Consider the following 24,046-nt stretch of genomic DNA (forward strand, 5'->3'; position numbering starts at 1 on the left):
GAACAGGTGAAGATATGAGCTTGAATCCGAGAGACGTCGTGATTGTCGACTTCGGTCGCACACCGATGGGCCGCTCCAAGGGTGGCATGCACCGCAATACCCGCGCCGAAGACATGTCGGCGCACCTGATCAGCAAATTGCTGGAACGCAACCACAAGGTTGACCCGGCCGAAGTCGAGGACGTGATCTGGGGCTGCGTCAACCAGACCCTGGAGCAGGGCTGGAACATCGCGCGCATGGCGTCGCTGATGACCCAGATTCCGCACACCTCCGCCGCGCAGACGGTCAGCCGCCTGTGTGGTTCGTCCATGAGCGCGTTGCACACGGCGGCTCAGGCGATCATGAGCAACAACGGTGACGTCTTCGTCATTGGCGGTGTCGAGCACATGGGCCACGTTGGCATGATGCACGGTGTCGACCCGAACCCGCACATGTCGCTGTACGCCGCCAAAGCCTCCGGCATGATGGGCCTGACCGCCGAGATGCTGGGCAAGATGCACGGCATCACCCGTGAGGCGCAGGATGCGTTTGGTGTGCGCTCCCACAGGCTCGCTCAGAAGGCCACGCTGGAAGGGAAGTTCAAGGATGAAATCATCCCGATGCAGGGCTACGACGAGAACGGTTTCCTGAAGATGTTCGACTTCGACGAGACCATTCGTCCGGAGACGACGCTGGAAAGCCTGGCTGCCCTCAAGCCTGCGTTCAACCCGAAAGGCGGTACGGTCACGGCCGGCACCTCGTCGCAGATCACTGACGGTGCTTCGTGCATGATCGTCATGTCCGGCCAGCGCGCCATGGACCTCGGCATCCAGCCCCTGGCGGTGATCCGCTCTATGGCCGTGGCCGGTGTCGACCCTGCAATCATGGGTTACGGACCGGTTCCGGCGACCCAGAAAGCGCTCAAGCGCGCAGGCCTGAGCATCGCCGATATCGACTACTTCGAGCTCAACGAAGCTTTCGCTGCACAGGCCCTGCCGGTGCTGAAAGATTTGAAAGTGCTCGACAAGATGGACGAGAAGGTTAACCTGCACGGCGGCGCCATCGCCTTGGGTCACCCGTTCGGTTGCTCGGGGGCGCGGATTTCCGGCACCTTGCTCAACGTGATGAAGCAGAATGGCGGCACCCTGGGTGTTGCCACCATGTGCATCGGTCTGGGTCAGGGCATTACCACCGTATTCGAACGCGTCTAAACGGTGTGAGTGTGCAAGCCGGGGCCTGGTGCCCCGGCTTTTGTTTTTTCCGAAAATGTATTTTCGCCACTTTTTTTCCTGTCACACCCGAGGTCCCCCGCATGCCGCTACAGCCAGGTCTCTACCGTCACTACAAAGGGCCCGAATACCGTGTTATCGGTGTCGCGCGGCATTCGGAGACCGAAGAAGAAGTGGTGTGCTATCAAGCGCTGTACGGCGAATACGGCCTGTGGGTACGCCCTTTGAGCATGTTTCTGCAGTCAGTTGAGGTTGACGGCGAGCAAGTGCCGCGCTTTGCTTTGGTTCAGGCCGAACCGGATCTTTTTCCACGGCCCTGAGGCATGACGTTGCAGCAGCCATTGCTTGACCTCACCTTTCAGCCACTATATATAGCGGGGCCTCGACGGCTCTGACGTCTTTTTTCTCGCATTAGGAATTTTCCGATCCATGGGCAAATCGCTGGTCATTGTGGAATCCCCGGCTAAGGCCAAGACCATCAACAAGTACCTGGGCAACCAGTACGTGGTGAAGTCGAGTATCGGCCATATCCGAGACCTGCCCACCAGCGGTTCGGCTAGCGCCTCCAAAGAGCCTGCTGCCAAGCGCGGCAAGGCCGTGGCCGAAGCGCCTGCGCTGTCGCCCAAGGAAAAGGCCAAGCGCCAGCTTGTGGCGCGCATGGGTGTCGATCCGGAACACGGCTGGAAAGCCAAGTACGAAATCCTTCCCGGCAAAGAGAAGGTGATCGACGAATTGCGCCGCCTGGCCAAAGACGCCGACACCATCTATCTCGCGACGGACTTGGACCGCGAAGGGGAAGCCATTGCCTGGCACCTGCGCGAAGCCATTGGTGGCGACGATGCGCGCTACAAGCGTGTGGTCTTCAACGAGATCACCAAGAAAGCCATTCAGGAAGCCTTCTCCAAACCGGGCGAGCTCGACATCGACCGCGTGAATGCCCAGCAGGCACGCCGGTTCCTCGACCGCGTCGTCGGCTACATGGTGTCGCCGCTGCTGTGGCAGAAGATCGCCCGCGGTCTGTCGGCCGGCCGTGTGCAGTCCGTGGCAGTGAAGCTGGTGGTGGAGCGCGAGCGTGAAATCCGCGCGTTCATCCCGGAAGAGTACTGGGAGATCCACGCGGACCTCGGCACTGCGAAGGGCGCCAACGTTCGCTTTGAGGTCGCCCGCGAAAAAGGCGAGGCCTTCAAACCGCTGAACGAAGCGACCGCCATGGCGGCGCTGGAGAAGCTCAAGGCCTCGGCCTACAGCATCAGCAAGCGTGAAGACAAACCGACCAGCAGCAAACCGTCGGCACCTTTCATCACGTCCACGCTGCAACAGGCCGCGAGCAATCGCCTGGGCTACGGCGTGAAGAAAACCATGATGATGGCCCAGCGTCTGTATGAAGCCGGTTACATCACCTACATGCGTACGGACTCGACCAACCTGTCGGCCGACGCAGTGGCCATGGCCCGCACCTACATCGAAACCGAGTTCGGCAAGAAGTACCTGCCGGAATCGCCGATCGTCTACAGCAGCAAGGAAGGCGCGCAAGAGGCTCACGAAGCGATTCGTCCCTCCGACGTCAACACGCACCCGAGCAAGCTGACCGGCATGGAGCGTGACGCCGAGCGTTTGTACGAGCTGATCTGGCGCCAGTTCGTGGCCTGCCAGATGCCGCCTGCGCAATACCTGTCGACCACCGTCAGCGTCGCGGCTGGTGATTTCGAGCTCCGCGCCAAGGGTCGCATTCTCAAGTTCGACGGCTACACCCGCGTGCTGCCACAAATGAGCAAGCCGGGCGATGACGACGTACTGCCGGACATGGCCCAGGGCGACAAGCTGAAGCTGATCAAGCTCGACCCGAGCCAGCACTTCACCAAGCCGCCTGCACGTTATTCGGAAGCCAGCCTGGTCAAGGAAATGGAAAAACGCGGCATTGGCCGTCCATCGACCTATGCCGCGATCATTTCGACGATTCAGGACCGTGGCTACGTGGCCCTGCACAACCGTCGTTTCTATTCGGAAAAGATGGGCGACATCGTCACTGAACGTTTGTCCGAAAGCTTCTCGAACCTCATGGACTACGGCTTCACCGCCGGCATGGAAGAGAACCTCGACGACGTGGCCCAGGGCCAACGCGACTGGAAGAACGTCCTCGACGAGTTCTATGGCGATTTCAAGAAAAAACTCGAAGTGGCCGAAGCACCCGACAGCGGGATGCGCGCCAACCAGCCGGTGATGACTGACATCCCGTGCAAGGTCTGCGGCCGCCCGATGCAGATTCGTACGGCGTCCACCGGCGTGTTCCTCGGCTGCTCGGGCTACAGCCTGCCGCCGAAAGAGCGCTGCAAGGCCACCGTCAACCTCACGCCGGGCGACGAAATTGCCGACGACGATGAGGGCGAGTCCGAATCCCGCGTGCTGCGTGGCAAGCACCGTTGCCCGATCTGCAGCACCGCGATGGATGCGTACCTGCTGGATGAGAAGCATAAGCTGCACATCTGCGGTAACAACCCGGATTGCTCGGGTTACGAGATCGAAGAGGGCACCTACCGCATCAAGGGCTATGAAGGCCCGAGCGTCGAGTGCGACAAGTGCGGCGGCGAAATGCAGCTCAAGACCGGCCGTTTCGGCAAGTTTTTCGGCTGCACCAACTGCAAGAACACCCGCAAGCTGCTGAAAAGCGGTGAAGCGGCGCCGCCGAAGATGGACCCGGTGAAGATGCCGGAGCTCAAGTGCGAGAAGGTCGACGACACCTACATCCTGCGCGATGGTGCTTCGGGGTTGTTCCTGGCGGCCAGCCAGTTCCCGAAAAACCGCGAGACCCGTGCACCGTTGGTGATGGAGATTGCACCGCACAAGGACGAGATCGATCCTAAGTATCACTTCCTCTGTGAAGCGCCGAAGAAGGACCCCGACGGTCGCCCGGCGGTGATCCGCTACAGCCGCAAGTCCAAGGAGCAATACGTGCAGACCGAAGTGGACGGCAAGCCGACTGGCTGGCGTGCGTTCTACGACGGCGGCAAGTGGAAGGTCGAGGACAAGCGTTGATCGTTTGATCACGATCCGACTGGTCAGCCCCGACGCTTTGCGTTAAAAGAATCCCTCGGCGTGCTCGTGCGCTCCGAGGGATTTTTTTGTCTGCGACTGACTCGCTGCGGGCAGGCTGACGATTCACTCATCTCTACAGAGGCCACCGTTATGGCTCACGAACTCTACACCCGCACCAACCAGAAGCTGTTCTTCGCAGGCCTGGCACTGGAGGCGATGGCGAAGGCCAGGGACAGCCGCGCGATGAACGCCCAAGGGCTTGAGCAGGCGGAGCGTGAGTCGGCGATCTTTCATCTCTATGGCGCGTTGCTCGGGCTGTGCCACGAGATTGCCGGATTCTACCGACTGCCACAGGCCAGCACCCCGCGTGCCGAGGATCTGCTGTCGCCGAAGGTACTGGAAGCTATCGCCATCCCGGAAATGGGCGAATTGGTCGAGCTCGCCCACAACCGCGAAACGTGGCTGGCGCAATTACTGGCCTCCTACCAGGCGTTGTTCATGCCGCCGAGGGCGCCGCGCAAACCCAAAGGTGACGTCACTCAGCCACTTATTATCGCAGTGGGGGCGGAAGAAGAGCCCGAGCAGGCGTTGACGCGCGAGGAGATGGAAACCTGGCGTCAGCAGCTCAAAGGCCTCGCAATCCGGTTCAGAGAAGGCCTGAGCGAGTGCTGAGTCGGAGTGATCGATGGGCTAGGGACTCAGTCATCTGGCTGTTACAATGCGAGCCTTTCGTGGAGAACTGCCCTGATGCCAACTTCGTTTCTGGAAATTGTTGAACTGCCTGACGGTCGCATCGAGCTGCGCCGCGCCGAAGATGAAGGATCGCTGGTCACCCTGAATTTTTCGGAAGACGCCAAAGCGTTCTTGCAGGGTCAGCACGTTGAAGTCGCCAAGGCGATGCTCAGCGTCGGTGTGCAGATGGCGGGGCGGCTGGCCGAAGGCGAATTGACCAAGGATGAAGAAGGGCCGCGCGTGCTGCATTGATCCTCAGGATTCGCAGCTCGCTCAAACGCCGTTCCGCTTCTCGATTCGCAAGAAGCGCCTACACGCTCCAATTACCCTGAATAGTTCTGCCGACGTGCTTAGCCCAGACGAATGTTGAGGCTCTGCGCATCGCCGATACGTGCTGCGCTGGCCAGTTGCTGGCGCGCACTGCCTGAGATGGGATTGATCCAGCTGACCACCGTATGACTGCGGCCCAGGCGCAACACCTCACGGGTCAGTTCCAGCGCACTCTGCGTCCCGCGCGGGTGCATCAGAATAATGCGTTCCCGATTCAGACCCGCGTCACGCAGCCACGCCTGGGTCACGCTGGCGGGTGGTGCAACCAGGGTCAGCCAGCGGTCATTGGTGTCCTCACTCAACTCACGCAGGATCGGGGCCAACAGGTTGAGGCAGTTCCCGGCAGCACCGCGCAATGACACTTCACTAAAGGCTTCCGGTTCGTTGCTCCAGGGCGACTCGGCAATCTCTGCCAAGGTCGGGACCTGTAACAGCGGAACGTCGAGCATGGGCACGCCGGGCGCCATGAATGCTTCGAACAGGGGCAGTTGTGCATGTTGTTGCGGTGTCTGTGGGAACTGCATCTACGTTCTCCTTATCGACGAATCACGCCGACGCTCAAGCCTTCAATGACAAGATCCTGATCTTTGAGATTCACTTCGATCGGTGCGAAGTCGGCGTTTTCGGCCAGCAGCCAGACCTTGTTGCCTTCGCGTTTGAAGCGTTTAACTGTCACTTCATCACCGATTCGCGCCACAACGATCTGGCCGTTGCGTGCTTCGCGGGTGGTATGGACGGCCAGCAGGTCGCCGTCGAGAATCCCGACGTCTTTCATGCTCATGCCGTGGACGCGCAGCAGGTAATCCGCGCTGGGATGGAAAAAGGCCGGGTTGATGGCGAGGGATTCTTCGATGTGCTGCTGGGCCAGGATCGGCGCGCCGGCTGCGACGCGACCAATGATCGGCAGGCCGCTGTCGTCGGGCTTGGCTTCGAAGCCGGGGATACGAATGCCGCGGGAGGCGCCCGGAGTCATTTCGATGGCGCCTTTGCGGGCGAGTGCTTTCAAGTGTTCTTCGGCAGCATTGGGCGATTTGAAGCCCAGCTCCTGAGCGATTTCAGCGCGGGTCGGCGGGTAGCCGTTGTCTTCGAGGCAGCGCTTGATGAAGTCCAGAATCTCGGCTTGGCGTGACGTCAGTTTGATCATGTGCATCGCTCTGGCTTTTTATACAGTGACTGGGATTATATACAGTGCTTGGGTCTTGGCAATGGTCCTTTTTGCCCAGCCTGCAGTGAGCCCTCTTCATGAGTGGCTACAGGCCCCGGTTTGTATGGTTAAATGCCGTGACCGCATGGACAGAAAGGGGACGCTCAGGGTTGACAGTGCTGTGTATGAAACGTATGTTTCAAACACGTGTTTGTCAGGCGTTGAACCATGGCTCAGTCGGAAACAGTTGAACGAATTCTCGATGCAGCGGAGCAGCTATTTGCCGAGAAAGGTTTTGCCGAAACCTCGTTGCGGCTGATCACCAGCAAGGCGTCAGTCAATCTGGCAGCGGTGAATTACCACTTCGGTTCCAAGAAGGCACTTATTCAAGCGGTGTTCTCCCGCTTCCTCGGGCCGTTCTGCGTCAGTCTCGACCGCGAGCTGGAGCGCCGCCAGGCCAAGCCTGAACACAAGCCGACCCTTGAAGAGCTTCTTGAAATCCTCGTTGAGCAGGCGCTGGTGGTTCAGCCGCGCAGCAACAATGACCTGTCCATCTTCATGCGCCTGCTGGGCCTCGCGTTCAGTCAGAGCCAGGGCCACTTGCGGCGTTATCTCGAAGACATGTATGGCAAGGTGTTCCGCCGTTACATGCTGCTCGTCAACGAAGCAGCGCCGCGCATTCCCCCTATCGAGCTGTTCTGGCGGGTCCACTTCATGTTGGGCGCTGCGGCCTTCAGCATGTCCGGCATCAAGGCGCTGCGGGCCATTGCGGAGACCGATTTCGGGGTCAACACGTCCATCGAGCAGGTCATGCGCCTGATGGTGCCGTTTCTGGCGGCCGGCATGCGCGCCGAAACGGGCGTCACCGACACGGCCATGCTCACCGCGCAACTTCGGCCCCGTACCAAAACCTCGACACCGGCACCTGCCAAGGTCTGAGGCGCGCCACCGGCTGGCGGTGGCGTAATTTGCATCACATCCTTCGATCCCGCACCATGCCGGCCTGAGCATTGGTTGTTGAAGGATCTTCCTATGAGTTCTGGCCTGCAAGGCTCCCTGATGGTGGACGTCGCCGGTACCTGGCTGACCTCCGAAGACCGTCAGTTTCTGCGTCAGCCCGAAGTGGGCGGCCTGATTATTTTCGCGCGCAACATCGAGAGCCCACGGCAAGTTCGTGAACTCTGCGCATCCATCCGTGCCATTCGTCCCGAGTTGCTGCTCGCTGTCGATCAAGAGGGTGGACGTGTCCAGCGCCTGCGCCAGGGCTTTGTGCGGTTGCCGCCGATGCGCGCCATTGCCGGCCATCCGAATGCAGAAAGCCTCGCCGAGCATTGCGGCTGGCTGATGGCAACCGAAGTGCTGGCGGTGGGGCTGGACCTCAGCTTTGCGCCGGTACTGGATCTGGATTATCAGCGCAGCGCGGTCGTCGGCACCCGGTCGTTCGAAGGCGATCCCGAGCGCGCGGCGCTACTGGCCGGCGCTTTTATCCGTGGCATGAACGCAGCGGGCATGGCGGCGACCGGCAAGCATTTCCCCGGGCACGGCTGGGCCGAGGCCGACTCCCACGTGGCCATCCCCAATGACGAGCGCAGTCTTGAAACGATCCGTGCCAGTGACCTGGTGCCTTTTCAGCGCTTGAGCAAACACCTCGCAGCGGTCATGCCCGCCCACGTGATCTATCCCCAGGTCGATTCGCAGCCGGCAGGCTTTTCCCGCCGCTGGCTGCAGGACATCCTGCGCGGCGAGCTGGGTTTCGATGGCGTGATTTTCAGCGATGACCTGTCGATGGCTGGCGCCCATGTCGTGGGTGACGCCGCCAGTCGCATCGAGGCGGCGCTTACGGCCGGCTGTGACATGGGCCTGGTGTGCAACGACCGCGCGGCGGCTGAGTTGGCATTGAGCGCGGCGCAGCGCTTGAAGGTCTCGCCGCCGGCGGCGCGGCTTCACAGAATGCGCGGGCAGGTCATGGCGTCCACCGAATACCGGCAGCATCCCCGCTGGCTGGCGGCGCTGACCGCCCTGCGCGCCGCTCAACTGATCGAATAAGGAACTCCCATGACTGTTTACGCGATTATCGGCGGCACCGGCCTGACCCAACTCGAAGGGCTGACGATCCGTCAGTCCTTGTCAGTGAATACCCCATACGGCGCGCCGTCAGGCGATATCCATCTCGGCGAATACGCCGGCCGTGAGGTGATGTTCCTGGCTCGTCACGGGCACCCGCACCGCTTTCCGCCGCACAAGGTCAACTACCGCGCCAACATCTGGGCCCTGAAGCAGGCCGGCGCCGAAGCGATCCTGACGGTCAACGCCGTGGGCGGGATTCACCCTGACATGGGTACTGGCCATTTCTGTGTCCCCCACGATCTGGTGGACTACACCAGCGGTCGCGAGCACACGTTCTTTGCCGATGACCTTGAGCACGTGACCCACATCGATTTCAGCTTCCCCTACAGCGCGCCATTGCGGGCTCGACTGATTGCCGCGCTGGCGGCCGAAGGCTGCGCCCACAGCGATTTCGGCGTGTATGCCTGCACCCAGGGACCCCGGCTGGAAACAGTGGCCGAGATTGCGCGGCTCGAGCGAGACGGCTGCGACATCGTTGGCATGACCGGCATGCCGGAAGCTGCACTGGCGCGTGAGCTTGAGCTGGAATATGCCTGCCTGGCGCTGGTCGTGAATCCGGCCGCCGGCAAGTCGGCGGCGGTCATCACGATGGCGGAAATCGAGCAGGCTTTGCACGATGGCATCGGCAAGGTCAAGGCGACATTGGCGCGAGTGCTCAGCGCCGCTTGAGGCCTGAAATCGTGGGTTTGGAGGGCTTTCTCCCAACGCTGGCTAGGCCGGAAAGGGCAACAAAGTCAACGCTATATCGTTGAAATAGTTGTCCACGGAAAGCGTGAATATCTCTGTGGATAAGTTTCTGTAAGCCAGTGATTGCAAGGCGTTAGCGGCAATGGTCGTTTAATGATCAGGTTTGCCAATGGCGTCGATGAAGCGAGTTAATGGTCAGAATTCCCTTCAGATCAAGCTTCGAAAGGGCGGGGTTAAGCGAGGGGGGCAGGCATTGGACTGCCCGCCAGCGCGCCGAGGATGACGCGCCGCCGAGGCAGATTTCCGCAGGGGAAAGTCAGGTGGGAGTTCAGCGAAAACTCAGAGGAGAAGAAGCCATGATGGGTTGATCAGGATTCAGCCCACTCAACATCGGTCAAGCCCAGTTGCTCGGCTTTTGGCTTGGTCACTTTCGGCACCCGGTCGGAGCGGTATTTGGGAATCTGACCAAACCCGGCATCCACCGACGCCCAGTGCCAGGCAGATGCGTTGTCCATGGCTTCAGCGCTGATGTAGAAGCTTTTGTAGCTGCCATGCAGCAGGTAATCGATTCTGAAATGCTTGTACTGTGCCACGCTTGCAAACCTCCCTATCAGTCACTCTCTTTGTAACTGAGTCGTCACCGTCAGGAAAATTCACTCGAAATCACCGTTCTAAGCCAAATGGTTAGCTTTAGTACAGAACGATGATCCCAAGGTCTTTAACCCTCACAAATGAATGGCACACCCGGTTTTGAGCGGTTTCAGTGACGGTATGGCGGCTTGAAGCAGTGGCCGGTGCGACAGAAGCGACGTTTGAAGTCGCCCTGCCGCGTCGGTTTTACACTCAAACGATCACTTGGTCAGGAATTTGAACACAGTGGTCTGGGTGTAAGCCTTGCCAGGGTCCAGACGCGTGGAAGGGAAGGCCGGCTGGTTAGGCGAGTCCGGATAGTGCTGGGTTTCCAGCGTGAACGCGCCCCAATGCGGATAGATCTTGCCGGCCTTGCCCTTGACGGTGCCGTCGAGGAAGTTGCCCGTGTACAGCTGAACCCCAGGCTCGGTGGTAAACAGCTGCAGACGGCGACCCGACTTCGGATCGACCACGTCCGCGGCCAGATTCGACAGCTTGCCCTTGGTGTCGAGCACCCAGTTGTGGTCGTAGCCGCCCTGGGTCGCTTCAGCGAACTTGAGCTGCTGGTTGTCTTCACGGATGCGCTTGCCGAAGGCGACCGGCTTGAGGAAGTCAAACGGTGTGCCGGCGACTGGCGGCAGCTCGCCGGTCGGGATCAGCGTCTCGTTGACCGGCGTGTAATGCGCAGCGTGCACCACCGCCACCTGATCCAGGATGTCGCCGTTACCCGCGCCGGCCAGGTTGAAGTAGCTGTGGTTGGTGAGGTTGAGGACGGTCGGTTTGTCCGTCGTCGCGTGGTACTGGATGCGCAGCTCGTTCTTGTCGTTCAGGCTGTAGGTGACTTCGGTTTTCAGCGTACCGGGGAAGCCCATCTCGCCATCGACCGAGACGTACGTCAGCTTGACCCCGACCGAGCCTTTGTCCTTGACCTCCTCAGCCTTCCAGATCTGCTTGTCGAAGCCCTTCGGCCCGCCGTGCAGTGAATTGGTCTTATCGTTCAGCGGCACCTGATAGCTCTTGCCATCCAGAGAGAACTTGCCGCCTGCCAGACGATTGCCGAAGCGGCCAATGGTGGCCCCGAAGAATGCGGTGCCTTTGACGTAGCCGTCCACGTCATCGAAGCCCAGTACCACATCCTCAGCCTTGCCGTGCTTGTCCGGGACCAGCAGCGATTGCAGCGTGCCGCCATAGGTGATCACCGTGGCCTGCATGCCTTTGCTGTTGCGCAGGGTGTATTTCTCGACCGGGGTGCCGTCGGCGAGTTTGCCGAAGGCGCCGTGTTCAGTAGACAGTCCGGCGGCGTGCACTTGCAGCGCGGCGGCCATCAGCGACAGGCCCAGGGCAGGGATAAGCGTCTTTCTCATTGCGTCGATCCTTTTGTTTTTATAGGCGTGTTGTGGTGAGTATTTCGGGGGTGTTGCCCGAAGGCATCAGCCTCATTACTCGAAGCGCTACCGCCAAGGAGTAGGTCAATGGCCTGGATTCAGCGATTGGTCATACTATTCAGCTTGGAAGGCCCCGATATTTCGAGTTATAGATCAAAAGCACTCGCTTTAAAAATAAATTGTAATACTATTTGGCGAAAGGCAGTGTCCGTCCCGATGCGGGAAGGTCTAGCCCAGGAATGGCCTTCTGTACAGGTGATTGACGCCTAATCGTATGATCATTAGCCTCGATTTGCGGAACACACCGCGAACAGGGGCGGATCAATGAGCAGCAGTTTTCACGCGTCGACGGTAGACCGCCTGGGAGCCTGGATTGCTCAAGGCAATGTGATGCCGGGACAGTCGCTGAAGGTTGAAGCGGCGTTGGGCGAAGAATTCGGGGTCAGCCGGACGGTGATTCGCGAAGCCATCAAGACCTTGGTGGCCAAAGGGTTGCTGGAGGTCGGACCCAAGGTGGGCACGCGGGTATTGCCGGTGCGCAGCTGGAATCTGTTTGACCCGCAGGTCGTGGGATGGCTGGCGGCGAAAGGCCTGCCGGAGAGTTTTGTGCTGGACCTGCTGGATTTGAGGCGCGCCATTGAACCGATGGCCGTGCGTTGGGCCTGTGAAAGGGCGACACCGGAGCAGATTGCCGGGATTCAGGTAGCTTATGTTCGGCTGGCGGCCAGCGTGGCGGATTCGAGTGATTACAACGCGGCGGATCAGCGCTTCCATGAAGCGGTGCTCGCGGCGAGTCATAACCAGTTCATCGAGCAGATGTTGCCGGCGCTGGGTGCATTGCTGGCGATCTCGTTCGAAGTGTCGTCGGCGGTACCCGGGGAGCTCGGCAGAACCTTGCCGTTGCACAAGGATCTGGCGGATGCCATTGCCAACCGTGATTCGGCGCGGGGTGTCTGGGCCTGCATGAGTCTGATCGAAAACGCCGGTGAGGTGATTGCGCGTTCACGGGAGCAACCGTTGTCGCGCTATTGCTGAGCAGGCACGTTTGACGTTTTACAGGTGAGCTTTTTGAGTGGCTCACGGACCTACAATAATAAGCAGGAAATTTTCCATGAAATGGCTGCCGGTCTGCGACCAGCGTTTCAAATTGGCCGAAGGGCCGTTCTGGGACCACGCCCACCAAGCGTTGTACTGGGTCGACATTGCCGGCTTCCGCGCGTTGCGCCTGCACGCTGGTGAGGTGTCCCACTGGCAGTTCAGCGAACCGGTCTCCGCCTTCATACCCACCACGGCAGGCGACGCATTGGTCACCCTGGCCAGCGGCGTCCATCGTCTCGACCTTGATTCCCCGTCCGACAAACCGGTTACTTCCCTGCTGTGCGCCGCCGATCCCGTGCCCGGCAACCGTGCCAACGAAGCCCGTTGCGACCGGCACGGCCGTCTCTGGCTGGGGACCATGCAGAACAACCTGGACGAGGAGGGCGGTGACCTGCCGATCGAGCGTCGATCCGGCGGGCTTTACCGCGTCGACGGTGATGCCTCAGTCGCGCCTCTGCTCAGTGGGCAAGGCATCGTCAACACGCTGGTCTGGCCAGAAAACGATTTTGCCGTACTGACCGCCGATACTCTGGACGGCGTGATCTATCGTTACCCGATCAACGACGATCACTCTTTGGGCGACCGCGAGGTCTGGGCCCATGAGCATTCTCGCGGCGCACCCGACGGCTCGGCGATGGACGAAGACGGTTTTGTCTGGAACGCCCGCTGGGGTGGCGGCTGCCTGATCCGTTTTGCCCCCGATGGCAGCGTTGACCGGATCTTCGAGCTGCCGGTCAGTCATCCGACCAGCTGCGTATTCGGCGGGCCGGACATGACCACGTTGTTTGTCACCAGCGCGCGACCTGCAGAAGGCGTGCTGGCGCTGGATGGAGCTGTGATTCAGATGGAAATTGGCATCAAGGGCATGGCCTCGCACCGCTTTGCGGGGTGAGCCAAACCCTGCGTCGTCGAGGTGTGACACTCGGTTACATAGGCTTCATTGATAATATGATATGACTGTTTTCAGTCGATCGGCGCGCGGTGTTTTCTGCTGCATGCCGCTCTGACACTCACTGCTGAACGCTGTAGCTAGTCAATAAAAATAAGGAGTTAGCTATGTTGAGTCGCCACGGGATTCGTTCCCTGTGCTGTGCTGCTGTTGCCACCGCCATTCTGGGCATGAGCGCCGGTGTATCCGCCGCTGACGTCGAAAAGGTCAAGATCGGTTTTCTGGTCAAGCAGGCTGAAGAGCCCTGGTTCCAGACCGAATGGCAGTTTGCCGAAAAGGCCGGTAAAGACCACGGTTTCGAAGTCATCAAAATCGCCGTTCCCGACGGTGAAAAAACCCTTTCTGCCATCGACAGCCTCGCCGCCAACGGCGCCAAAGGTTTTGTCATCTGCCCGCCTGATGTTTCCCTCGGCCCGTCCATCGTCGCCAAAGCAAAGGCCAACGATTTGAAAGTCATGGCTGTCGATGACCGTTTCGTCGACGCCAAAGGCAAGTTTATGGAAGACGTGCCGTATCTGGGGATGGCCGCGTTCGAAGTCGGCCAGAAACAGGGCGCGGCCATGGCCGACGAAGCGAAGAACCGCAAGTGGGACTGGAAAGAAACCTACGCGATCATCAACACCTACAACGAGCTGGACACCGGCAAGAAGCGCACCGACGGCTCGGTGGACGCCTTGAAGAAAGCCGGTCTGCCTGAGGATCACATCCTCTTCGCGCCGCAAAAGACCCTCGACGTGCCAGGCAGCATGGACTCCACCGGTGCGGCCCTGCCCAAACTGCCAAGCGGGGCGAAAAACCTCATCATCGGCGGCATGAACGACAACACCGTTCTGGGCGGCGTGCGCGCCACAGCGGGTGCTGGCTTCACCGCGGCCAACGTGATCGGCATCGGCATCAACGGCACTGACGCCATCGATGAGCTGAAGAAGAAGGAAAGCGGCTTCTTCGGGTCGATGCTGCCCAGCCCCGACAAAGAAGGCTACAACACTGCCCTGCAGATGTATGAGTGGGTCACCACCGGCAAAGAACCTGCGAAATACACCGCGATGGACGACGTGACGCTGATCACCCGCGCCAACTTCAAGGACGTGCTGACCAAGATCGGTCTGTACAAGTAAGCGCGGCAGTCGAGTCGGGACGCCTGAAAATCAGGCGGATATCTGCGAGGCCCCGTCCCACCCGGCAAGGGTGGGGCGGGGTGGAGGTGGTTCATGCAACAGGCATCGGTTCAGCAACAGATTCAGCATGGCGGCAGCCTGCGTTTCAACGGGATCGGCAAAACCTTCCCCGGTGTGAAGGCGCTGTCGGACATCAATTTCGAAGCTCGGCCAGGCAGCGTTCATGCGCTGATGGGCGAGAATGGCGCAGGTAAATCGACGCTGCTGAAGATTCTCGGCGGCTCGTACCAGCCCAACAGCGGCGATCTGCAGATCGGCGATCAGCATCTGGCGTTCAAATCCACCGCAGACAGCATCGCGGCCGGCGTCGCGGTGATTCACCAGGAACTGCACCTGGTTCCGGAAATGTCGGTGGCGGAAAACCTGCTGCTCGGTCACATGCCCAATCGCTGGGGCATGATCAACCGTCGGGCCATGGTCCGGCGCGCGCGGGAGTTGCTCAAAGGCCTGGCCGACGAGATCGACCCGAACACGCGCCTGGGTTATCTCTCTCTGGGGCAGCGGCAACTGGTGGAAATCGCCAAGGCCATGTCGCGCAATGCCCACGTCATCGCCTTCGACGAGCCCACCAGCAGCCTCTCGGCGCGGGAGATCGATCGGCTGATGGCGATCATCACCCGGCTGCGGGACGAAGGTCGGGTCATTCTCTATGTCTCTCACCGCATGGAAGAAATCTTCCGCGTCTGTGACGCCGTGACCGTGTTCAAGGACGGCCGCTTCGTCCGCACCTTCGAGGACATGGCCGATCTGGACCATGACCGCCTCGTCACCTGCATGGTCGGGCGCGACATCCAGGACATCTACAACTACCGCACGCGCCAGCATCAGGGACCGAGCCTGCGAGTGACCGGCCTGATGGGCCCGGGCCTGCAGGAGCCCGCCAGTTTTGCGGTGGAGAAGGGCGAGATCCTCGGCTTCTTTGGCCTGGTCGGTGCCGGTCGAACGGAGATGTTTCGCATGCTTTCGGGGCTGACGCGCAGTCAGGCCGGAACCTTGCAGCTGGAAGGCAAACCGCTGAACCTGCGTTCGCCCCGGGACGCCATCGACGCCGGCATTCTGTTGTGCCCGGAAGACCGCAAGAAAGAAGGCATCGTGCCGCTGTCCAGCGTCGCCGAAAACATCAACATCGGTGCGCGGCCTCGGCACGTCAGCCTGGGTTGCCTGATCCAGGGGCGCTGGGAGCGTGACAACGCCCGGCATCAGATCAAATCGATGAACGTCAAGACGCCTTCGCCTGAGCAGCAGATGCTGTTTCTGTCGGGCGGCAATCAGCAGAAGGCCATTCTGGGCCGCTGGCTGTCGATGCCGATGAAGGTGCTGTTGCTGGACGAGCCCACTCGAGGCATCGACATCGGCGCTAAATCCGAGATCTATCAGATCATCCACAACCTCGCCGCTGATGGCATCGCGGTCATCGTAGTGTCCAGCGACCTGATGGAGGTCATGGGGATTTCCGATCGGATTCTGGTCATGAGTGAAGGCGCCATCACCGGCGAGCTGTCCCGCGAAGAGGCTAATGAACAGCGTCTTCTGCAACTGGCATTGCCGCGTACCCGCGGTTGAACCTGGCTATTAACACTGGCTATGAAAAATAAGAACGAGGTGCGTATGTCTACCGAATCCAGCCTGACGGCTCCCCGCCAAGGCATGAACCTGCGTCGATTCGTCGACGACTGGGCCATGCTCATGGCCGCCCTGGGCATTTTTGTGCTCTGTGCGCTGCTGATCGACAACTTTATGTCGCCGCTGAACATGCGCGGCCTGGGCCTGGCGATTTCCACGGTCGGCATCGCCGCCTGCACCATGCTCTACTGCCTGGCCTCCGGGCATTTCGACCTGTCGGTCGGTTCGGTGCTGGCATGCTCTGGCGTCATTGCCGGGATCGTGATTCGCGACACCGACAGCGTGTTTCTGGGCGTATCGGCGGCGCTGGCCATGGGCTTGCTGGTCGGTCTGATCAACGGCATCGTCATCGCCAAGCTGCGCATTAACGCGCTGATTACCACGCTGGCGACCATGCAGATCGTCCGCGGCCTGGCCTACATCTTCTCCAACGGTAAAGCGGTGGGCGTTGGCGACGAGGCCTTCTTCGTGTTCGGCAACGGTCAGCTGTTCGGCGTGCCGGTGCCGATCCTGATCACGATCGTGTGCTTTGTATTCTTCGGCTGGCTGCTGAATTACACCACCTACGGCCGCAACACGCTGGCCATCGGTGGCAACCAGGAAGCGGCGTTGCTGGCAGGCGTTCACGTTGACCGGACCAAGATCATCATCTTCGCCGTGCATGGCTTGATTGGTGCGTTGGCCGGTGTGGTGCTGGCCTCGCGCATGACCTCGGGTCAGCCCATGATCGGTCAGGGCTTCGAGCTGACGGTGATTTCCGCGTGCGTACTGGGCGGGGTGTCCCTGAGCGGCGGCATCGGCATGATTCGCCATGTCATCGCCGGGGTGTTGATTCTGGCAATCATCGAGAACGCCATGAACCTGAAGAATATCGACACGTTTTACCAGTATGTGATTCGCGGCACGATCCTGTTGCTCGCGGTGATCATCGACCGGTTGAAGCGTCGCTGATTCGAAGTCCTCAGTCGTTCGCTGTGTGGGGAGGCGTCCCCCCCACACAGCCTCATCTCCTGCGAAGCCGCCCTATACCAGCTTCGAGGTCTCGAAGATCAACTTCATCGTGGCCTGGGCCAGCGACTGCGCTTCAACCCGGATCGTCTCCAGCTGCACCTTTGCCTCGCTGAACCGGGCGTCGTGGTTGCGCACTTCGATGAGTTGCGTCAGCTGCAGCGATGCCTCAATGAGTCCGTATAAATTACGGTGCAACTGATGGGTGACTTTGGTCAGATGGGGATAGACATCCGGCCTTTCCTCAGGATCGATCACCAGTGATCTGTTTACTGCGTCCGGCGATGCTCTGTTGCCACTCATGACGTAGTTCAGGTCGACACCGGCCTCGGCGATGCGTAGCAGATAATCGGCTTTCGGCGACCGGGTGCCATTCTCGTAATTGCCCTGCGCGTTGGTCTCGACGCCTCCGATTGCGCCCAATGCGCTCTGTGACAGCTTCAGTCTGTTGCGTTCCTGCCTGAGTCTCAGGCCAATGCCTTTCATGTGCTCAACTCCATTTGACGATCCCTGACATTAAGCTGCTGGTTGCGACTTCCTGGATCGACTCGACAGGAGCATGAGCAGATCAACGCAAACGGGTGCAGCTTAGGCGGTTTTATCTATTCACCCCGAACAATACTGCCATCCGGTGGGAAAGAGGATCCAAACATACCGGCTTGTAGGAGTTTTCTCAAACGGTTGTATGATAACTATCCGAATGAAGATTTTTTGATGTCACTTGCGGGCGTTTTTGAATAGTGTCCTGAGAAAAAGGCGGGTCGGCGAACGGCCGGGGGGCTTGGAGCCCCGGCTTTTTCGATGTCAGGACGGGCAGCGGGCGTCGGATTGGCGCGCCCATTGTGTGGCGGTCCGGGCGATGGTATCGGCCAACGTCGAGACAGCCTTCTGGTGCGCGACCACCAGACTTTCCATGCCGGTGCCCGCCGGTTGCCGAATGACGCTGCTGCAGGTGAGGGTCTGCCGCTTGCTACCCGGACCGGCACCGCTGCCGCGCAGGCTCAGGTTCCAGACCACGTCGATCAGTGCGTATTGGTCCAGTACCGACTCAAAGCGACGTACGTCAGTGCGAACCGACAGCACTGGCTGGTCACTTTGTTTAGGCAAGCCCGCCAGGTCTCGGGACCCGAAGCGGCGTTCGAGCTGGCCGGTCAACGCGTCATGGAACTCATCGCCCAACGGCGCGCCCCAGCGCTCATTCTCCAGAATCGCCAGACTGCCGTTGCCCTGGCGGATGACCAGCGGCGGCTGATCGACCTGCACCGCCATGAGCACCGCCTGCATTTCAAACTGGAACGGCGCCGGACTTGCATTCCCCGGAGCCTGGGTCGCGGGCGCGATCAACGTGTAGTAATGGGTTGGCGTGGAAGCACAGGCTGTCACCCCCAGCACGCAGGCCAGGGCAAGAAGAGAGTTACGCAAGGTCATTGAGCAGGCTCCGGAGCGATTTCGCGGGAAGAGGAAGATCCTTTGTACGAGCCGGGCGCCGCATCGCCGGTGCGACCGCGAATCAGGGATTCGGGATGGCGGCTGAGGAAGTCGGTCAACACGCGAACCGAGCGCGCCGTGCGCTGGACTTCGTCCATGGCCTGACCCAGTTGCTGACGCGCTGGCGAGTCATCCGACAGCGCTTCGTTGGCCGTGCCCAGGGTTTTCTGCGCTTGCTGCAAGGCGCCGCGCATCTGAGGCAAGACGTCGCTGTTGACCTGCTTCATGGTTTTCTGAAGTTCGATCAGGCTGCCGTTGAGGTTCTTCGCCAGGTCGTCGAGGGGGATTTTGCCGAGCTTGTCGACGAACGCCTGCAATTGCTCCTGCAGTTTGTCGAAGCTGCCGGGCACGGTCGGGATCTCCAGCGGCCGTGCCTTGGCGTTGTAGGCAATCTTCGCCGCTTTCGGATCGAAATCCATCGCGACGTAAAGCTGGCCGGTCAGCAGGTTGCCGGTGCGCACCTGCGCCCGCAGTCCGCGCTCAACGAACTGGCCGAGGATCCTGGAGGTCTGTTCTTCGTCATCGCCACCGCCGGCCTGCTGCTTCAGCTTGTCATTGGCTGCGCCCAGACGTTGCGGATAGATCACCGCGCCAACGATGCCGGGGAACGTGCCCGTGGCCGGGTCGTAGTCGAGGTCCACCGACACGACGCGGCCCACGTTGACGCCGAGGAAGTCCACCGGCGCATTGACCACCAGGCCGCGCAGCGACTGGTTGAAGCGCATGCGGATGTATTTGGGTTCGCCATCGGGCGGCGCCAGTGCAGTGGCCTGGTCTTCGAACAGTTTGAATTCGGCGTTGCCGTTTGCTGGTTTGGCGTCCGGGCTGTATTTGGGTTCGCGGAAGGCGATACCGCCGGAGAGGATCGAGGCCATGGACTGGGTCGACACTTTCAGGCCCGAAGCACCGAGGGTGACGTCTACCCCGCTGGCGTTCCAGAAGCGTGAATCGTCGAGGACGAATTGATCGTTTGGCGCGCCGACGAAGATTTCGACGTCCACGCCCTTGCCGTCCTTCGCCAGTTCGTAGGCCACCACCTGACCCACCTGAATGCGGCGGAAGTACACCGGCGAGCCGATGTCCAGAGAGCCAAGGTCGTCGGTGTGCAGAATGAAGCGCTTGCCTTTCTCGCCGAAGGTCACGGCCGGCGGGGTTTCCAGACCGGTGAAATCTTTTTTGGTTTCTTCCGAGCTGCCGGCGTCAGCGCCGATGAAAGCACCCGACAACAGGGTGTCGACGCCGGTGACGCCGTGGGCGCCGATGCGCGGACGCACCACCCAGTACTGCGTGTCGGCGCGGGTGAAGGGCGCGGCCGACTGGTTCAGGTCGATGCTCGCCAGCACGTGGGTTCGGTCATCGCTGAGTTCGATGTCGGTGACCATGCCGATGACCACGTTCTTGTACTTGACCTGGGTTTTCTTGGCTTCCAGACCCTCGGCCGTGAGGAAGCTCACCACCACTTTGGGGCCGACGTTGAGGAAGTCATGAACCACCATCGACAGGCCGATCAGGGCAGCGACGATCGGCACCAGCCAGACCAGCGAAACGCGCACCTTGCGGGCCTTGACCTGCGGTCGGGTCGGCGGGGAGGGGGGTAGGGTGTTATCGGACATCTTCAACCTCTGCGTCCCAGATTAGCCGGGGATCGAACGTCATGGCGGCAAGCATGGTCATCACCACCACCAAACCAAAAAACAGAATGCCAAGGCGCGGCTCGATGGTGCTGAGCCCGCGAAACTGCACCAGCGCTGCCACCAGCGCCACCACCAGCACGTCAAGCATGGACCAGTAGCCGATCAGTTCAATGAAGCGGAACAACCGCGAACGCTCGCGCATCGCCCAGGTGCTGCGGCGCTGGCACGTGATCAGTAACAGCCCCAGCACCAGAAACTTGATGCAGGGCACGACCACACTGGCGATGAAAATCAGAATGGCGATGTCCCACGAGCCGCCTTCGGCGAACTCGATGACCCCGCTCATGATGGTGTTCTCGCTGCTGCTGCCGAGCATGGTCGTGTACATCACCGGCAACAGGTTGGCCGGGAGGTAGAAGATCAGCCCCGCAATCAGAAAGGCCCAGGTCCGCGTCAGGCTGTTGGGCTTGCGCCGATGCACCGGTGAATCGCAGCGCGGGCATTCATGGGCGTCTTCCGGGCAGACGTAACTGCAGATGTGACACAGGGTGACTTTGTACTCGCGGGCGTAGGGAATGCCGTTCATTCAGGTCCGACTCCCAATTCGTCCCACAGACGGCGGATGTCTTTGCCGGCGATCAGTACGATCAGCACCATCAGCATCGCCATGGCCCAGAGGCCGACGCCCGCGTGCACGTCCAGCATGCCCGCCAGTTTGACGATGGCCACCAGAATCCCCAGCAGGCACACCTCCAGCATGCTCCAGGGGCGCAGGTGTTCGAGGGTGCGCATGCACATCTTGAAGCCGGGGGCGATCTCGCCGCGATGGGCGTGGGCCAGCACCCAGAACAGCAAGGCAATCTGCAGCGCTGGCGCGAGAATGATGGCCAGTCCCGCGACCAGCGCGATCAGCGTGATCTGCCCCTGGGCCAGCGCCTGAACCGAACCCCACAGCGTCACCTCGTTGTGCAGGCCCTGCATGCTGATGCTGATGACCGGGAATACGTTGGCGAAGATGAACAGGACGCAGGCGGCGATGGTCAGGGCGAGCAGTTGCTCGACGGTCATCCGGTGACTGCGGCGAAGAATCGCGGCGCAGCGCAAGCAGTAGGCAGCCTCGCCTTTGTTCAGTGGCAGGGCCTCATAGACCGAGTCGCAATGCTCACAGATGATCCACTGATCGGCGCGGGTCTGCGCCTCGGCGATCGCTGGAGCGGGCGGCTGCCCGAATGCGTGAGCCTGGCGGTGAGAGGTGTCAGTCATCGGCGCGGGTGTCGCGGGAGTCATGGGTGTGTTCACGATAGATCGGCTTTCGTGGATTGCGCGCCTGGGTGGCGGGCTGGCAACGATACACTGTCGGCGAAGCGCAGGCTCGCATTAGCTGAAGTGAACGCCATGAATGGTGCGCCTGGGAAATGACTTGAGAGATTGACCACAGTGCCATCATCGGGTTCGGTTATTTGTGGAGCGGGCAGCAAACTTTTCAGGGCTTTGTGAGCGGGGAGGCTTGAATGCGGGTCCATTGCTGTAGGCCGGCGGTGTAGCGTCGGGCCGTTACAACTCCCGCCTGTCTGCGGTGATAGACTCCCGCCACTTCAAACGAGGAGCGACAGACGTGCGCAAGATGGCAATGATGGTGGCGGTGTTGATGCTGGCGGGTTGTGATGGCGGCAAGCCGGCGACGCCCGCCCAGGTTCCGAGCACTGATTCGACCGCGGAAGCACCGACGCCGGCTTCGCAGCAATGGACCATTCGTGTCCATTTGAAAGAAGCGCTGAGCGACATGACCTACTGGCTGGTCGAGCACCATTACCCGTCTTATGTGGTGAAGGTCGATGGCAGGGAAGTGGTGATGATCGGACCGTTCGAGTCTCAGGCGGATGCCGAGAATGCCAAGACAGAGATCGATGCCGCGATGGTCAAGGGCCATCGCCTGTCACAGCTGGAAGTGATCGCGCCGAGGTCTTGAGGGTTTGAAGCCGGTGGCATCACGCGATGCCCCGGCCAAATTCAATCTTGCTACCAGGTCAGACGTCGTTAATCAACGACGGCCCAGCAACAGACCCACTACCAGACCAAAGCCTGCCGAGACTGCCACGGTCTGCCATGGGTGGCCGCCGATGTAGTTTTCGGTGGCATCAACGGCTGGTTTGGCGCGTTCGCGCACGCTGCCCAAGGATTCCAGCGCCTGCTTGAGTTTCTGGCTCAGTTGCGCACGCACGGTATCGGCTTCTTCGCCGACCAGAGAGGCGCTGTCTTTGAGCAGTTTGTCGGACTCTTCAATGAGGGCGGCCAGTTCGCTGAACGCTTGATCCTTGATCTGTTCGACAGCGGCGTTTTGGGCAGCAGTTTTACGAGCCATGGCAAATTTCCTTTCAGTGGTTATGGCAGTGTGCAATGGAGTTTTGAGTGCCTGAAAAGTTGCAGCGCATTTCTCCCAGCGGGCAAAAAGTACGCGTAATGGGTTCGGGATTCACGGTCGGCGGGTGTAAGATGCTGACGTTTTTCGAGCCCGTCACCGGCTCCGTTTATGCGTTTCGTTTTGACCACCGAGGTACATACCATGAGCTACAACCTGGCCAATAAAACCCTTCCGGAACGTGCCGCGATCGAGGACGAAAAGTCCCGCCTGTTCGATCTGTGGCAGAGCAATCTGGGCAAGGCCAAAGGTGACGCCGCCCGGCTGATGGGCGAACGGGCCAAGCGCAAGGGCAAATGGTCGGAGTGGGTGCGCGGTGAGCTCGACGCCATGTCGCCGCCGGAGTACGCCAACATGGTGCGCGCCGAGGTCAATCGACTGGTGGCAGCGGCGCGGGGTTAGGTTTCGGTTTAGCCCGTCGGACGCCTTTCCGGCTGAAGCCGGTCCTGCCATGCGCGGTTTAGTGGGACCGGCTTCAGCCGGGAATAGGCCAGTCCTGGCGACATCATTTTTGCCCGTGTTTTCGGTGTGGCGGCTGACGCTTTCCCGGCTAAAGCCGGTCCCACTAAAAGCGTAAAGCCGGCCCCACAGTTACAGCTCCGGCCGGTCCCACTGACAGCGTACGGCTACGGCCTGGCCGCCGCGCTCACGTCAATGCGTTTGGGCAGCAAATGGTTTTCGAAGAACAGATCGGCCGTCTGCTGCTGCGCTGCAATGATCTGCGGGGTGATCGGCAGGATCGGCGAGGCAGGGCGGTTGTCCATATAGCGGGCTATCACCGCCTGGGGCAGCCCCATCGACCGCGTCAGCACGTCCAGGCTCAGCTGCCGCTGGCTGCGGGTCAGCGCTTCGGCATTCGTCAGCTGTTCAAGCAATGCGTTGATGAACGCCCCGTGCCCACTGGCGTACGAACGTCTGGCCGTGTAGATCGGCCCGGACAGTCCCAGGTCGGTGCCGTCCGCCAACAGCCGGGCGCGACCGCCGCTCAGGGCCAGCGACGAAAACGGTTCCCAGATCGCCCAGGCATCGACGCTGCCTTGCTCAAATGCCGCGCGGGCATCGGCCGGGCTGAGGTAGACCGGCTGAATGTCCGTGTACTTCAACCCGGCATGGTTCAGGGCGCGGAGGATCAGGTTGTGCGAGCTGGAGCCTTTCTGGAATGCCACCTTTTTGCCCTTCAAGTCCGCCACCTGATGCAGCGGGCTGTCGGCCGCGACCAGCAGGGTTTCAGCCTGCGGCTTGGCGGGCTCGGCGCCGATGTAGAGCAGATCGGCGCCGGCGGCCTGGGCGAACAGCGGCGGAATGTCGCCGGTGGAGCCCACGTCCCACGCCCCGATATTCAACGCCTCCAGCATCTGCGGCCCGGCCGGGAA

Annotated in this window: 26 protein-coding genes; 15 read left to right on the plus strand and 11 right to left on the minus strand. The window is 60.7% G+C overall.

The annotated features are described in order from the left end of the window. Nucleotides 1-14: 14 nt before the first annotated feature. The 5 genes from fadA (at nucleotide 15) to QMX88_RS19605 (ending at nucleotide 5,225) form a co-directional block, all read left to right on the plus strand. Nucleotides 15-1,190, plus strand: coding sequence for an acetyl-CoA C-acyltransferase FadA (gene fadA, locus QMX88_RS19585; protein WP_282371901.1), 1,176 nt, complete (start codon nucleotides 15-17; stop codon nucleotides 1,188-1,190). Nucleotides 1,191-1,291: 101 nt separating this feature from the next. Next, a complete protein-coding gene (locus QMX88_RS19590; RefSeq protein WP_065988576.1) occupies nucleotides 1,292-1,528 on the plus strand; it encodes a DUF1653 domain-containing protein in 237 nt (78 codons plus the stop codon). A gap of 109 nt (nucleotides 1,529-1,637) precedes the next feature. Beyond that, the gene (gene topA, locus QMX88_RS19595) at nucleotides 1,638-4,241 is read left to right on the plus strand and encodes a type I DNA topoisomerase (protein WP_282371902.1); all 2,604 of its coding nucleotides are present in this window, start codon (nucleotides 1,638-1,640) and stop codon (nucleotides 4,239-4,241) included. A 150-nt stretch (nucleotides 4,242-4,391) separates the two neighbouring features. Continuing rightward, a complete protein-coding gene (locus QMX88_RS19600) occupies nucleotides 4,392-4,913 on the plus strand; it encodes a DUF6586 family protein (protein WP_282371903.1) in 522 nt (173 codons plus the stop codon). Between the two features lie 75 nt (nucleotides 4,914-4,988). Continuing rightward, nucleotides 4,989-5,225 carry a hypothetical protein gene (locus tag QMX88_RS19605; RefSeq protein WP_037011193.1) on the plus strand — a complete coding sequence of 79 codons (237 nt, stop codon included), beginning with the start codon at nucleotides 4,989-4,991 and terminating at the stop codon, nucleotides 5,223-5,225. Between the two features lie 98 nt (nucleotides 5,226-5,323). Here the strand turns inward: QMX88_RS19605 and sulA are convergent, their stop codons facing one another. Together sulA and lexA are read right to left on the minus strand one after the other, a co-directional pair. Next, nucleotides 5,324-5,827: an SOS-induced cell division inhibitor SulA gene (sulA, locus tag QMX88_RS19610; protein ID WP_192172370.1), complete on the minus strand. Its 504-nt coding sequence runs from the start codon at nucleotides 5,825-5,827 to the stop codon at nucleotides 5,324-5,326. Between the two features lie 11 nt (nucleotides 5,828-5,838). Beyond that, the gene (gene lexA / locus QMX88_RS19615) at nucleotides 5,839-6,447 is read right to left on the minus strand and encodes a transcriptional repressor LexA (protein WP_065988571.1); all 609 of its coding nucleotides are present in this window, start codon (nucleotides 6,445-6,447) and stop codon (nucleotides 5,839-5,841) included. 228 nt (nucleotides 6,448-6,675) lie between these two features. Here lexA and psrA point away from each other — a divergent pair, with 228 nt between their 5' ends. The 3 genes from psrA to QMX88_RS19630 all read left to right on the plus strand — a co-directional run bounded on the left by psrA (nucleotide 6,676) and on the right by QMX88_RS19630 (nucleotide 9,243). Continuing rightward, nucleotides 6,676-7,386, plus strand: coding sequence for a transcriptional regulator PsrA (gene psrA, locus QMX88_RS19620; protein WP_192172371.1), 711 nt, complete (start codon nucleotides 6,676-6,678; stop codon nucleotides 7,384-7,386). A gap of 105 nt (nucleotides 7,387-7,491) precedes the next feature. Beyond that, complete coding sequence (nagZ, locus tag QMX88_RS19625) at nucleotides 7,492-8,493, plus strand: beta-N-acetylhexosaminidase (protein WP_282371916.1); 1,002 nt, start codon at nucleotides 7,492-7,494, stop codon at nucleotides 8,491-8,493. 9 nt (nucleotides 8,494-8,502) lie between these two features. Beyond that, nucleotides 8,503-9,243: an S-methyl-5'-thioinosine phosphorylase gene (locus QMX88_RS19630; RefSeq protein WP_282371904.1), complete on the plus strand. Its 741-nt coding sequence runs from the start codon at nucleotides 8,503-8,505 to the stop codon at nucleotides 9,241-9,243. A 386-nt stretch (nucleotides 9,244-9,629) separates the two neighbouring features. On the opposite strand, the gene QMX88_RS19635 is transcribed toward QMX88_RS19630, so the two are convergent. Next, nucleotides 9,630-9,854: a DUF6555 family protein gene (locus QMX88_RS19635; protein WP_037011182.1), complete on the minus strand. Its 225-nt coding sequence runs from the start codon at nucleotides 9,852-9,854 to the stop codon at nucleotides 9,630-9,632. A 258-nt stretch (nucleotides 9,855-10,112) separates the two neighbouring features. Then, nucleotides 10,113-11,255: an aldose epimerase family protein gene (locus QMX88_RS19640; protein ID WP_282371905.1), complete on the minus strand. Its 1,143-nt coding sequence runs from the start codon at nucleotides 11,253-11,255 to the stop codon at nucleotides 10,113-10,115. A gap of 345 nt (nucleotides 11,256-11,600) precedes the next feature. Between QMX88_RS19640 and QMX88_RS19645 the strand changes: the two genes are divergently transcribed. The 5 genes from QMX88_RS19645 to araH all read left to right on the plus strand — a co-directional run bounded on the left by QMX88_RS19645 (nucleotide 11,601) and on the right by araH (nucleotide 17,075). Continuing rightward, nucleotides 11,601-12,311: a FadR/GntR family transcriptional regulator gene (locus QMX88_RS19645; protein ID WP_282371906.1), complete on the plus strand. Its 711-nt coding sequence runs from the start codon at nucleotides 11,601-11,603 to the stop codon at nucleotides 12,309-12,311. Nucleotides 12,312-12,387: 76 nt separating this feature from the next. Continuing rightward, the gene (locus QMX88_RS19650) at nucleotides 12,388-13,266 is read left to right on the plus strand and encodes an SMP-30/gluconolactonase/LRE family protein (RefSeq protein WP_282371907.1); all 879 of its coding nucleotides are present in this window, start codon (nucleotides 12,388-12,390) and stop codon (nucleotides 13,264-13,266) included. Between the two features lie 164 nt (nucleotides 13,267-13,430). Further along, a complete protein-coding gene (locus QMX88_RS19655) occupies nucleotides 13,431-14,441 on the plus strand; it encodes a substrate-binding domain-containing protein (RefSeq protein ID WP_282371908.1) in 1,011 nt (336 codons plus the stop codon). A gap of 93 nt (nucleotides 14,442-14,534) precedes the next feature. Beyond that, complete coding sequence (araG, locus tag QMX88_RS19660) at nucleotides 14,535-16,064, plus strand: L-arabinose ABC transporter ATP-binding protein AraG (RefSeq protein ID WP_282371909.1); 1,530 nt, start codon at nucleotides 14,535-14,537, stop codon at nucleotides 16,062-16,064. 45 nt (nucleotides 16,065-16,109) lie between these two features. Continuing rightward, nucleotides 16,110-17,075, plus strand: a complete 966-nt coding sequence (gene araH, locus QMX88_RS19665) for an L-arabinose ABC transporter permease AraH (RefSeq protein ID WP_166650464.1) — start codon at nucleotides 16,110-16,112, stop codon at nucleotides 17,073-17,075. Between the two features lie 72 nt (nucleotides 17,076-17,147). Here the strand turns inward: araH and QMX88_RS19670 are convergent, their stop codons facing one another. The 5 genes from QMX88_RS19670 to QMX88_RS19690 form a co-directional block, all read right to left on the minus strand. Further along, nucleotides 17,148-17,618, minus strand: coding sequence for a helix-turn-helix domain-containing protein (locus tag QMX88_RS19670; RefSeq protein ID WP_192172378.1), 471 nt, complete (start codon nucleotides 17,616-17,618; stop codon nucleotides 17,148-17,150). A 318-nt stretch (nucleotides 17,619-17,936) separates the two neighbouring features. After that, nucleotides 17,937-18,560, minus strand: coding sequence for a PqiC family protein (locus QMX88_RS19675; protein WP_282371910.1), 624 nt, complete (start codon nucleotides 18,558-18,560; stop codon nucleotides 17,937-17,939). Then, on the minus strand, nucleotides 18,557-20,233 hold the full coding sequence (locus QMX88_RS19680) for a PqiB family protein (RefSeq protein WP_192172380.1): 1,677 nt from the start codon (nucleotides 20,231-20,233) through the stop codon (nucleotides 18,557-18,559). Before QMX88_RS19680 ends, QMX88_RS19675 begins: the two co-directional genes overlap by 4 nt. Further along, nucleotides 20,223-20,840 carry a paraquat-inducible protein A gene (locus QMX88_RS19685; RefSeq protein ID WP_282371911.1) on the minus strand — a complete coding sequence of 206 codons (618 nt, stop codon included), beginning with the start codon at nucleotides 20,838-20,840 and terminating at the stop codon, nucleotides 20,223-20,225. Before QMX88_RS19685 ends, QMX88_RS19680 begins: the two co-directional genes overlap by 11 nt. After that, the gene (locus tag QMX88_RS19690; protein WP_282371912.1) at nucleotides 20,837-21,541 is read right to left on the minus strand and encodes a paraquat-inducible protein A; all 705 of its coding nucleotides are present in this window, start codon (nucleotides 21,539-21,541) and stop codon (nucleotides 20,837-20,839) included. The genes QMX88_RS19685 and QMX88_RS19690 overlap by 4 nt, the downstream gene beginning before the upstream one ends. 328 nt (nucleotides 21,542-21,869) lie before the next feature. Here QMX88_RS19690 and QMX88_RS19695 point away from each other — a divergent pair, with 328 nt between their 5' ends. Next, nucleotides 21,870-22,223 carry an SPOR domain-containing protein gene (locus tag QMX88_RS19695; RefSeq protein ID WP_282371913.1) on the plus strand — a complete coding sequence of 118 codons (354 nt, stop codon included), beginning with the start codon at nucleotides 21,870-21,872 and terminating at the stop codon, nucleotides 22,221-22,223. Nucleotides 22,224-22,295: 72 nt separating this feature from the next. On the opposite strand, the gene QMX88_RS19700 is transcribed toward QMX88_RS19695, so the two are convergent. Continuing rightward, nucleotides 22,296-22,616 carry a DUF883 family protein gene (locus tag QMX88_RS19700; RefSeq protein WP_282371914.1) on the minus strand — a complete coding sequence of 107 codons (321 nt, stop codon included), beginning with the start codon at nucleotides 22,614-22,616 and terminating at the stop codon, nucleotides 22,296-22,298. A gap of 201 nt (nucleotides 22,617-22,817) precedes the next feature. On the opposite strand from QMX88_RS19700, the gene QMX88_RS19705 reads away from it, so the two are divergent. After that, the gene (locus tag QMX88_RS19705) at nucleotides 22,818-23,075 is read left to right on the plus strand and encodes a hypothetical protein (protein ID WP_122534790.1); all 258 of its coding nucleotides are present in this window, start codon (nucleotides 22,818-22,820) and stop codon (nucleotides 23,073-23,075) included. 224 nt (nucleotides 23,076-23,299) lie between these two features. On the opposite strand, the gene QMX88_RS19710 is transcribed toward QMX88_RS19705, so the two are convergent. Then, nucleotides 23,300-24,046, minus strand: a 747-nt coding sequence (locus QMX88_RS19710; RefSeq protein WP_282371915.1) for an aliphatic sulfonate ABC transporter substrate-binding protein, incomplete at its 5' end; no start/stop codon positions are given.

It is taken from the genome of Pseudomonas sp. PS02290 (assembly GCF_029960075.1).
Lineage (GTDB): Bacteria > Pseudomonadota > Gammaproteobacteria > Pseudomonadales > Pseudomonadaceae > Aquipseudomonas.

What these genes read in the sequence shown, in the direction of transcription:
- fadA (WP_282371901.1), top strand. Translation starts at nt 15, where the DNA reads ATGAGCTTGAATCCGAGAGACGTCGTGATTGTCGACTTCGGTCGCACA.
- QMX88_RS19590 (WP_065988576.1), top strand. Translation starts at nt 1,292, where the DNA reads ATGCCGCTACAGCCAGGTCTCTACCGTCACTACAAAGGGCCCGAATAC.
- topA (WP_282371902.1), top strand. Translation starts at nt 1,638, where the DNA reads ATGGGCAAATCGCTGGTCATTGTGGAATCCCCGGCTAAGGCCAAGACC.
- QMX88_RS19600 (WP_282371903.1), top strand. Translation starts at nt 4,392, where the DNA reads ATGGCTCACGAACTCTACACCCGCACCAACCAGAAGCTGTTCTTCGCA.
- QMX88_RS19605 (WP_037011193.1), top strand. Translation starts at nt 4,989, where the DNA reads ATGCCAACTTCGTTTCTGGAAATTGTTGAACTGCCTGACGGTCGCATC.
- sulA (WP_192172370.1), bottom strand. Translation starts at nt 5,827, where the DNA reads ATGCAGTTCCCACAGACACCGCAACAACATGCACAACTGCCCCTGTTC.
- lexA (WP_065988571.1), bottom strand. Translation starts at nt 6,447, where the DNA reads ATGATCAAACTGACGTCACGCCAAGCCGAGATTCTGGACTTCATCAAG.
- psrA (WP_192172371.1), top strand. Translation starts at nt 6,676, where the DNA reads ATGGCTCAGTCGGAAACAGTTGAACGAATTCTCGATGCAGCGGAGCAG.
- QMX88_RS19630 (WP_282371904.1), top strand. Translation starts at nt 8,503, where the DNA reads ATGACTGTTTACGCGATTATCGGCGGCACCGGCCTGACCCAACTCGAA.
- QMX88_RS19640 (WP_282371905.1), bottom strand. Translation starts at nt 11,255, where the DNA reads ATGAGAAAGACGCTTATCCCTGCCCTGGGCCTGTCGCTGATGGCCGCC.
- QMX88_RS19645 (WP_282371906.1), top strand. Translation starts at nt 11,601, where the DNA reads ATGAGCAGCAGTTTTCACGCGTCGACGGTAGACCGCCTGGGAGCCTGG.
- QMX88_RS19650 (WP_282371907.1), top strand. Translation starts at nt 12,388, where the DNA reads ATGAAATGGCTGCCGGTCTGCGACCAGCGTTTCAAATTGGCCGAAGGG.
- QMX88_RS19655 (WP_282371908.1), top strand. Translation starts at nt 13,431, where the DNA reads ATGTTGAGTCGCCACGGGATTCGTTCCCTGTGCTGTGCTGCTGTTGCC.
- araG (WP_282371909.1), top strand. Translation starts at nt 14,535, where the DNA reads ATGCAACAGGCATCGGTTCAGCAACAGATTCAGCATGGCGGCAGCCTG.
- araH (WP_166650464.1), top strand. Translation starts at nt 16,110, where the DNA reads ATGTCTACCGAATCCAGCCTGACGGCTCCCCGCCAAGGCATGAACCTG.
- QMX88_RS19670 (WP_192172378.1), bottom strand. Translation starts at nt 17,618, where the DNA reads ATGAAAGGCATTGGCCTGAGACTCAGGCAGGAACGCAACAGACTGAAG.
- QMX88_RS19675 (WP_282371910.1), bottom strand. Translation starts at nt 18,560, where the DNA reads ATGACCTTGCGTAACTCTCTTCTTGCCCTGGCCTGCGTGCTGGGGGTG.
- QMX88_RS19680 (WP_192172380.1), bottom strand. Translation starts at nt 20,233, where the DNA reads ATGTCCGATAACACCCTACCCCCCTCCCCGCCGACCCGACCGCAGGTC.
- QMX88_RS19685 (WP_282371911.1), bottom strand. Translation starts at nt 20,840, where the DNA reads ATGAACGGCATTCCCTACGCCCGCGAGTACAAAGTCACCCTGTGTCAC.
- QMX88_RS19690 (WP_282371912.1), bottom strand. Translation starts at nt 21,541, where the DNA reads ATGACTCCCGCGACACCCGCGCCGATGACTGACACCTCTCACCGCCAG.
- QMX88_RS19700 (WP_282371914.1), bottom strand. Translation starts at nt 22,616, where the DNA reads ATGGCTCGTAAAACTGCTGCCCAAAACGCCGCTGTCGAACAGATCAAG.
- QMX88_RS19705 (WP_122534790.1), top strand. Translation starts at nt 22,818, where the DNA reads ATGAGCTACAACCTGGCCAATAAAACCCTTCCGGAACGTGCCGCGATC.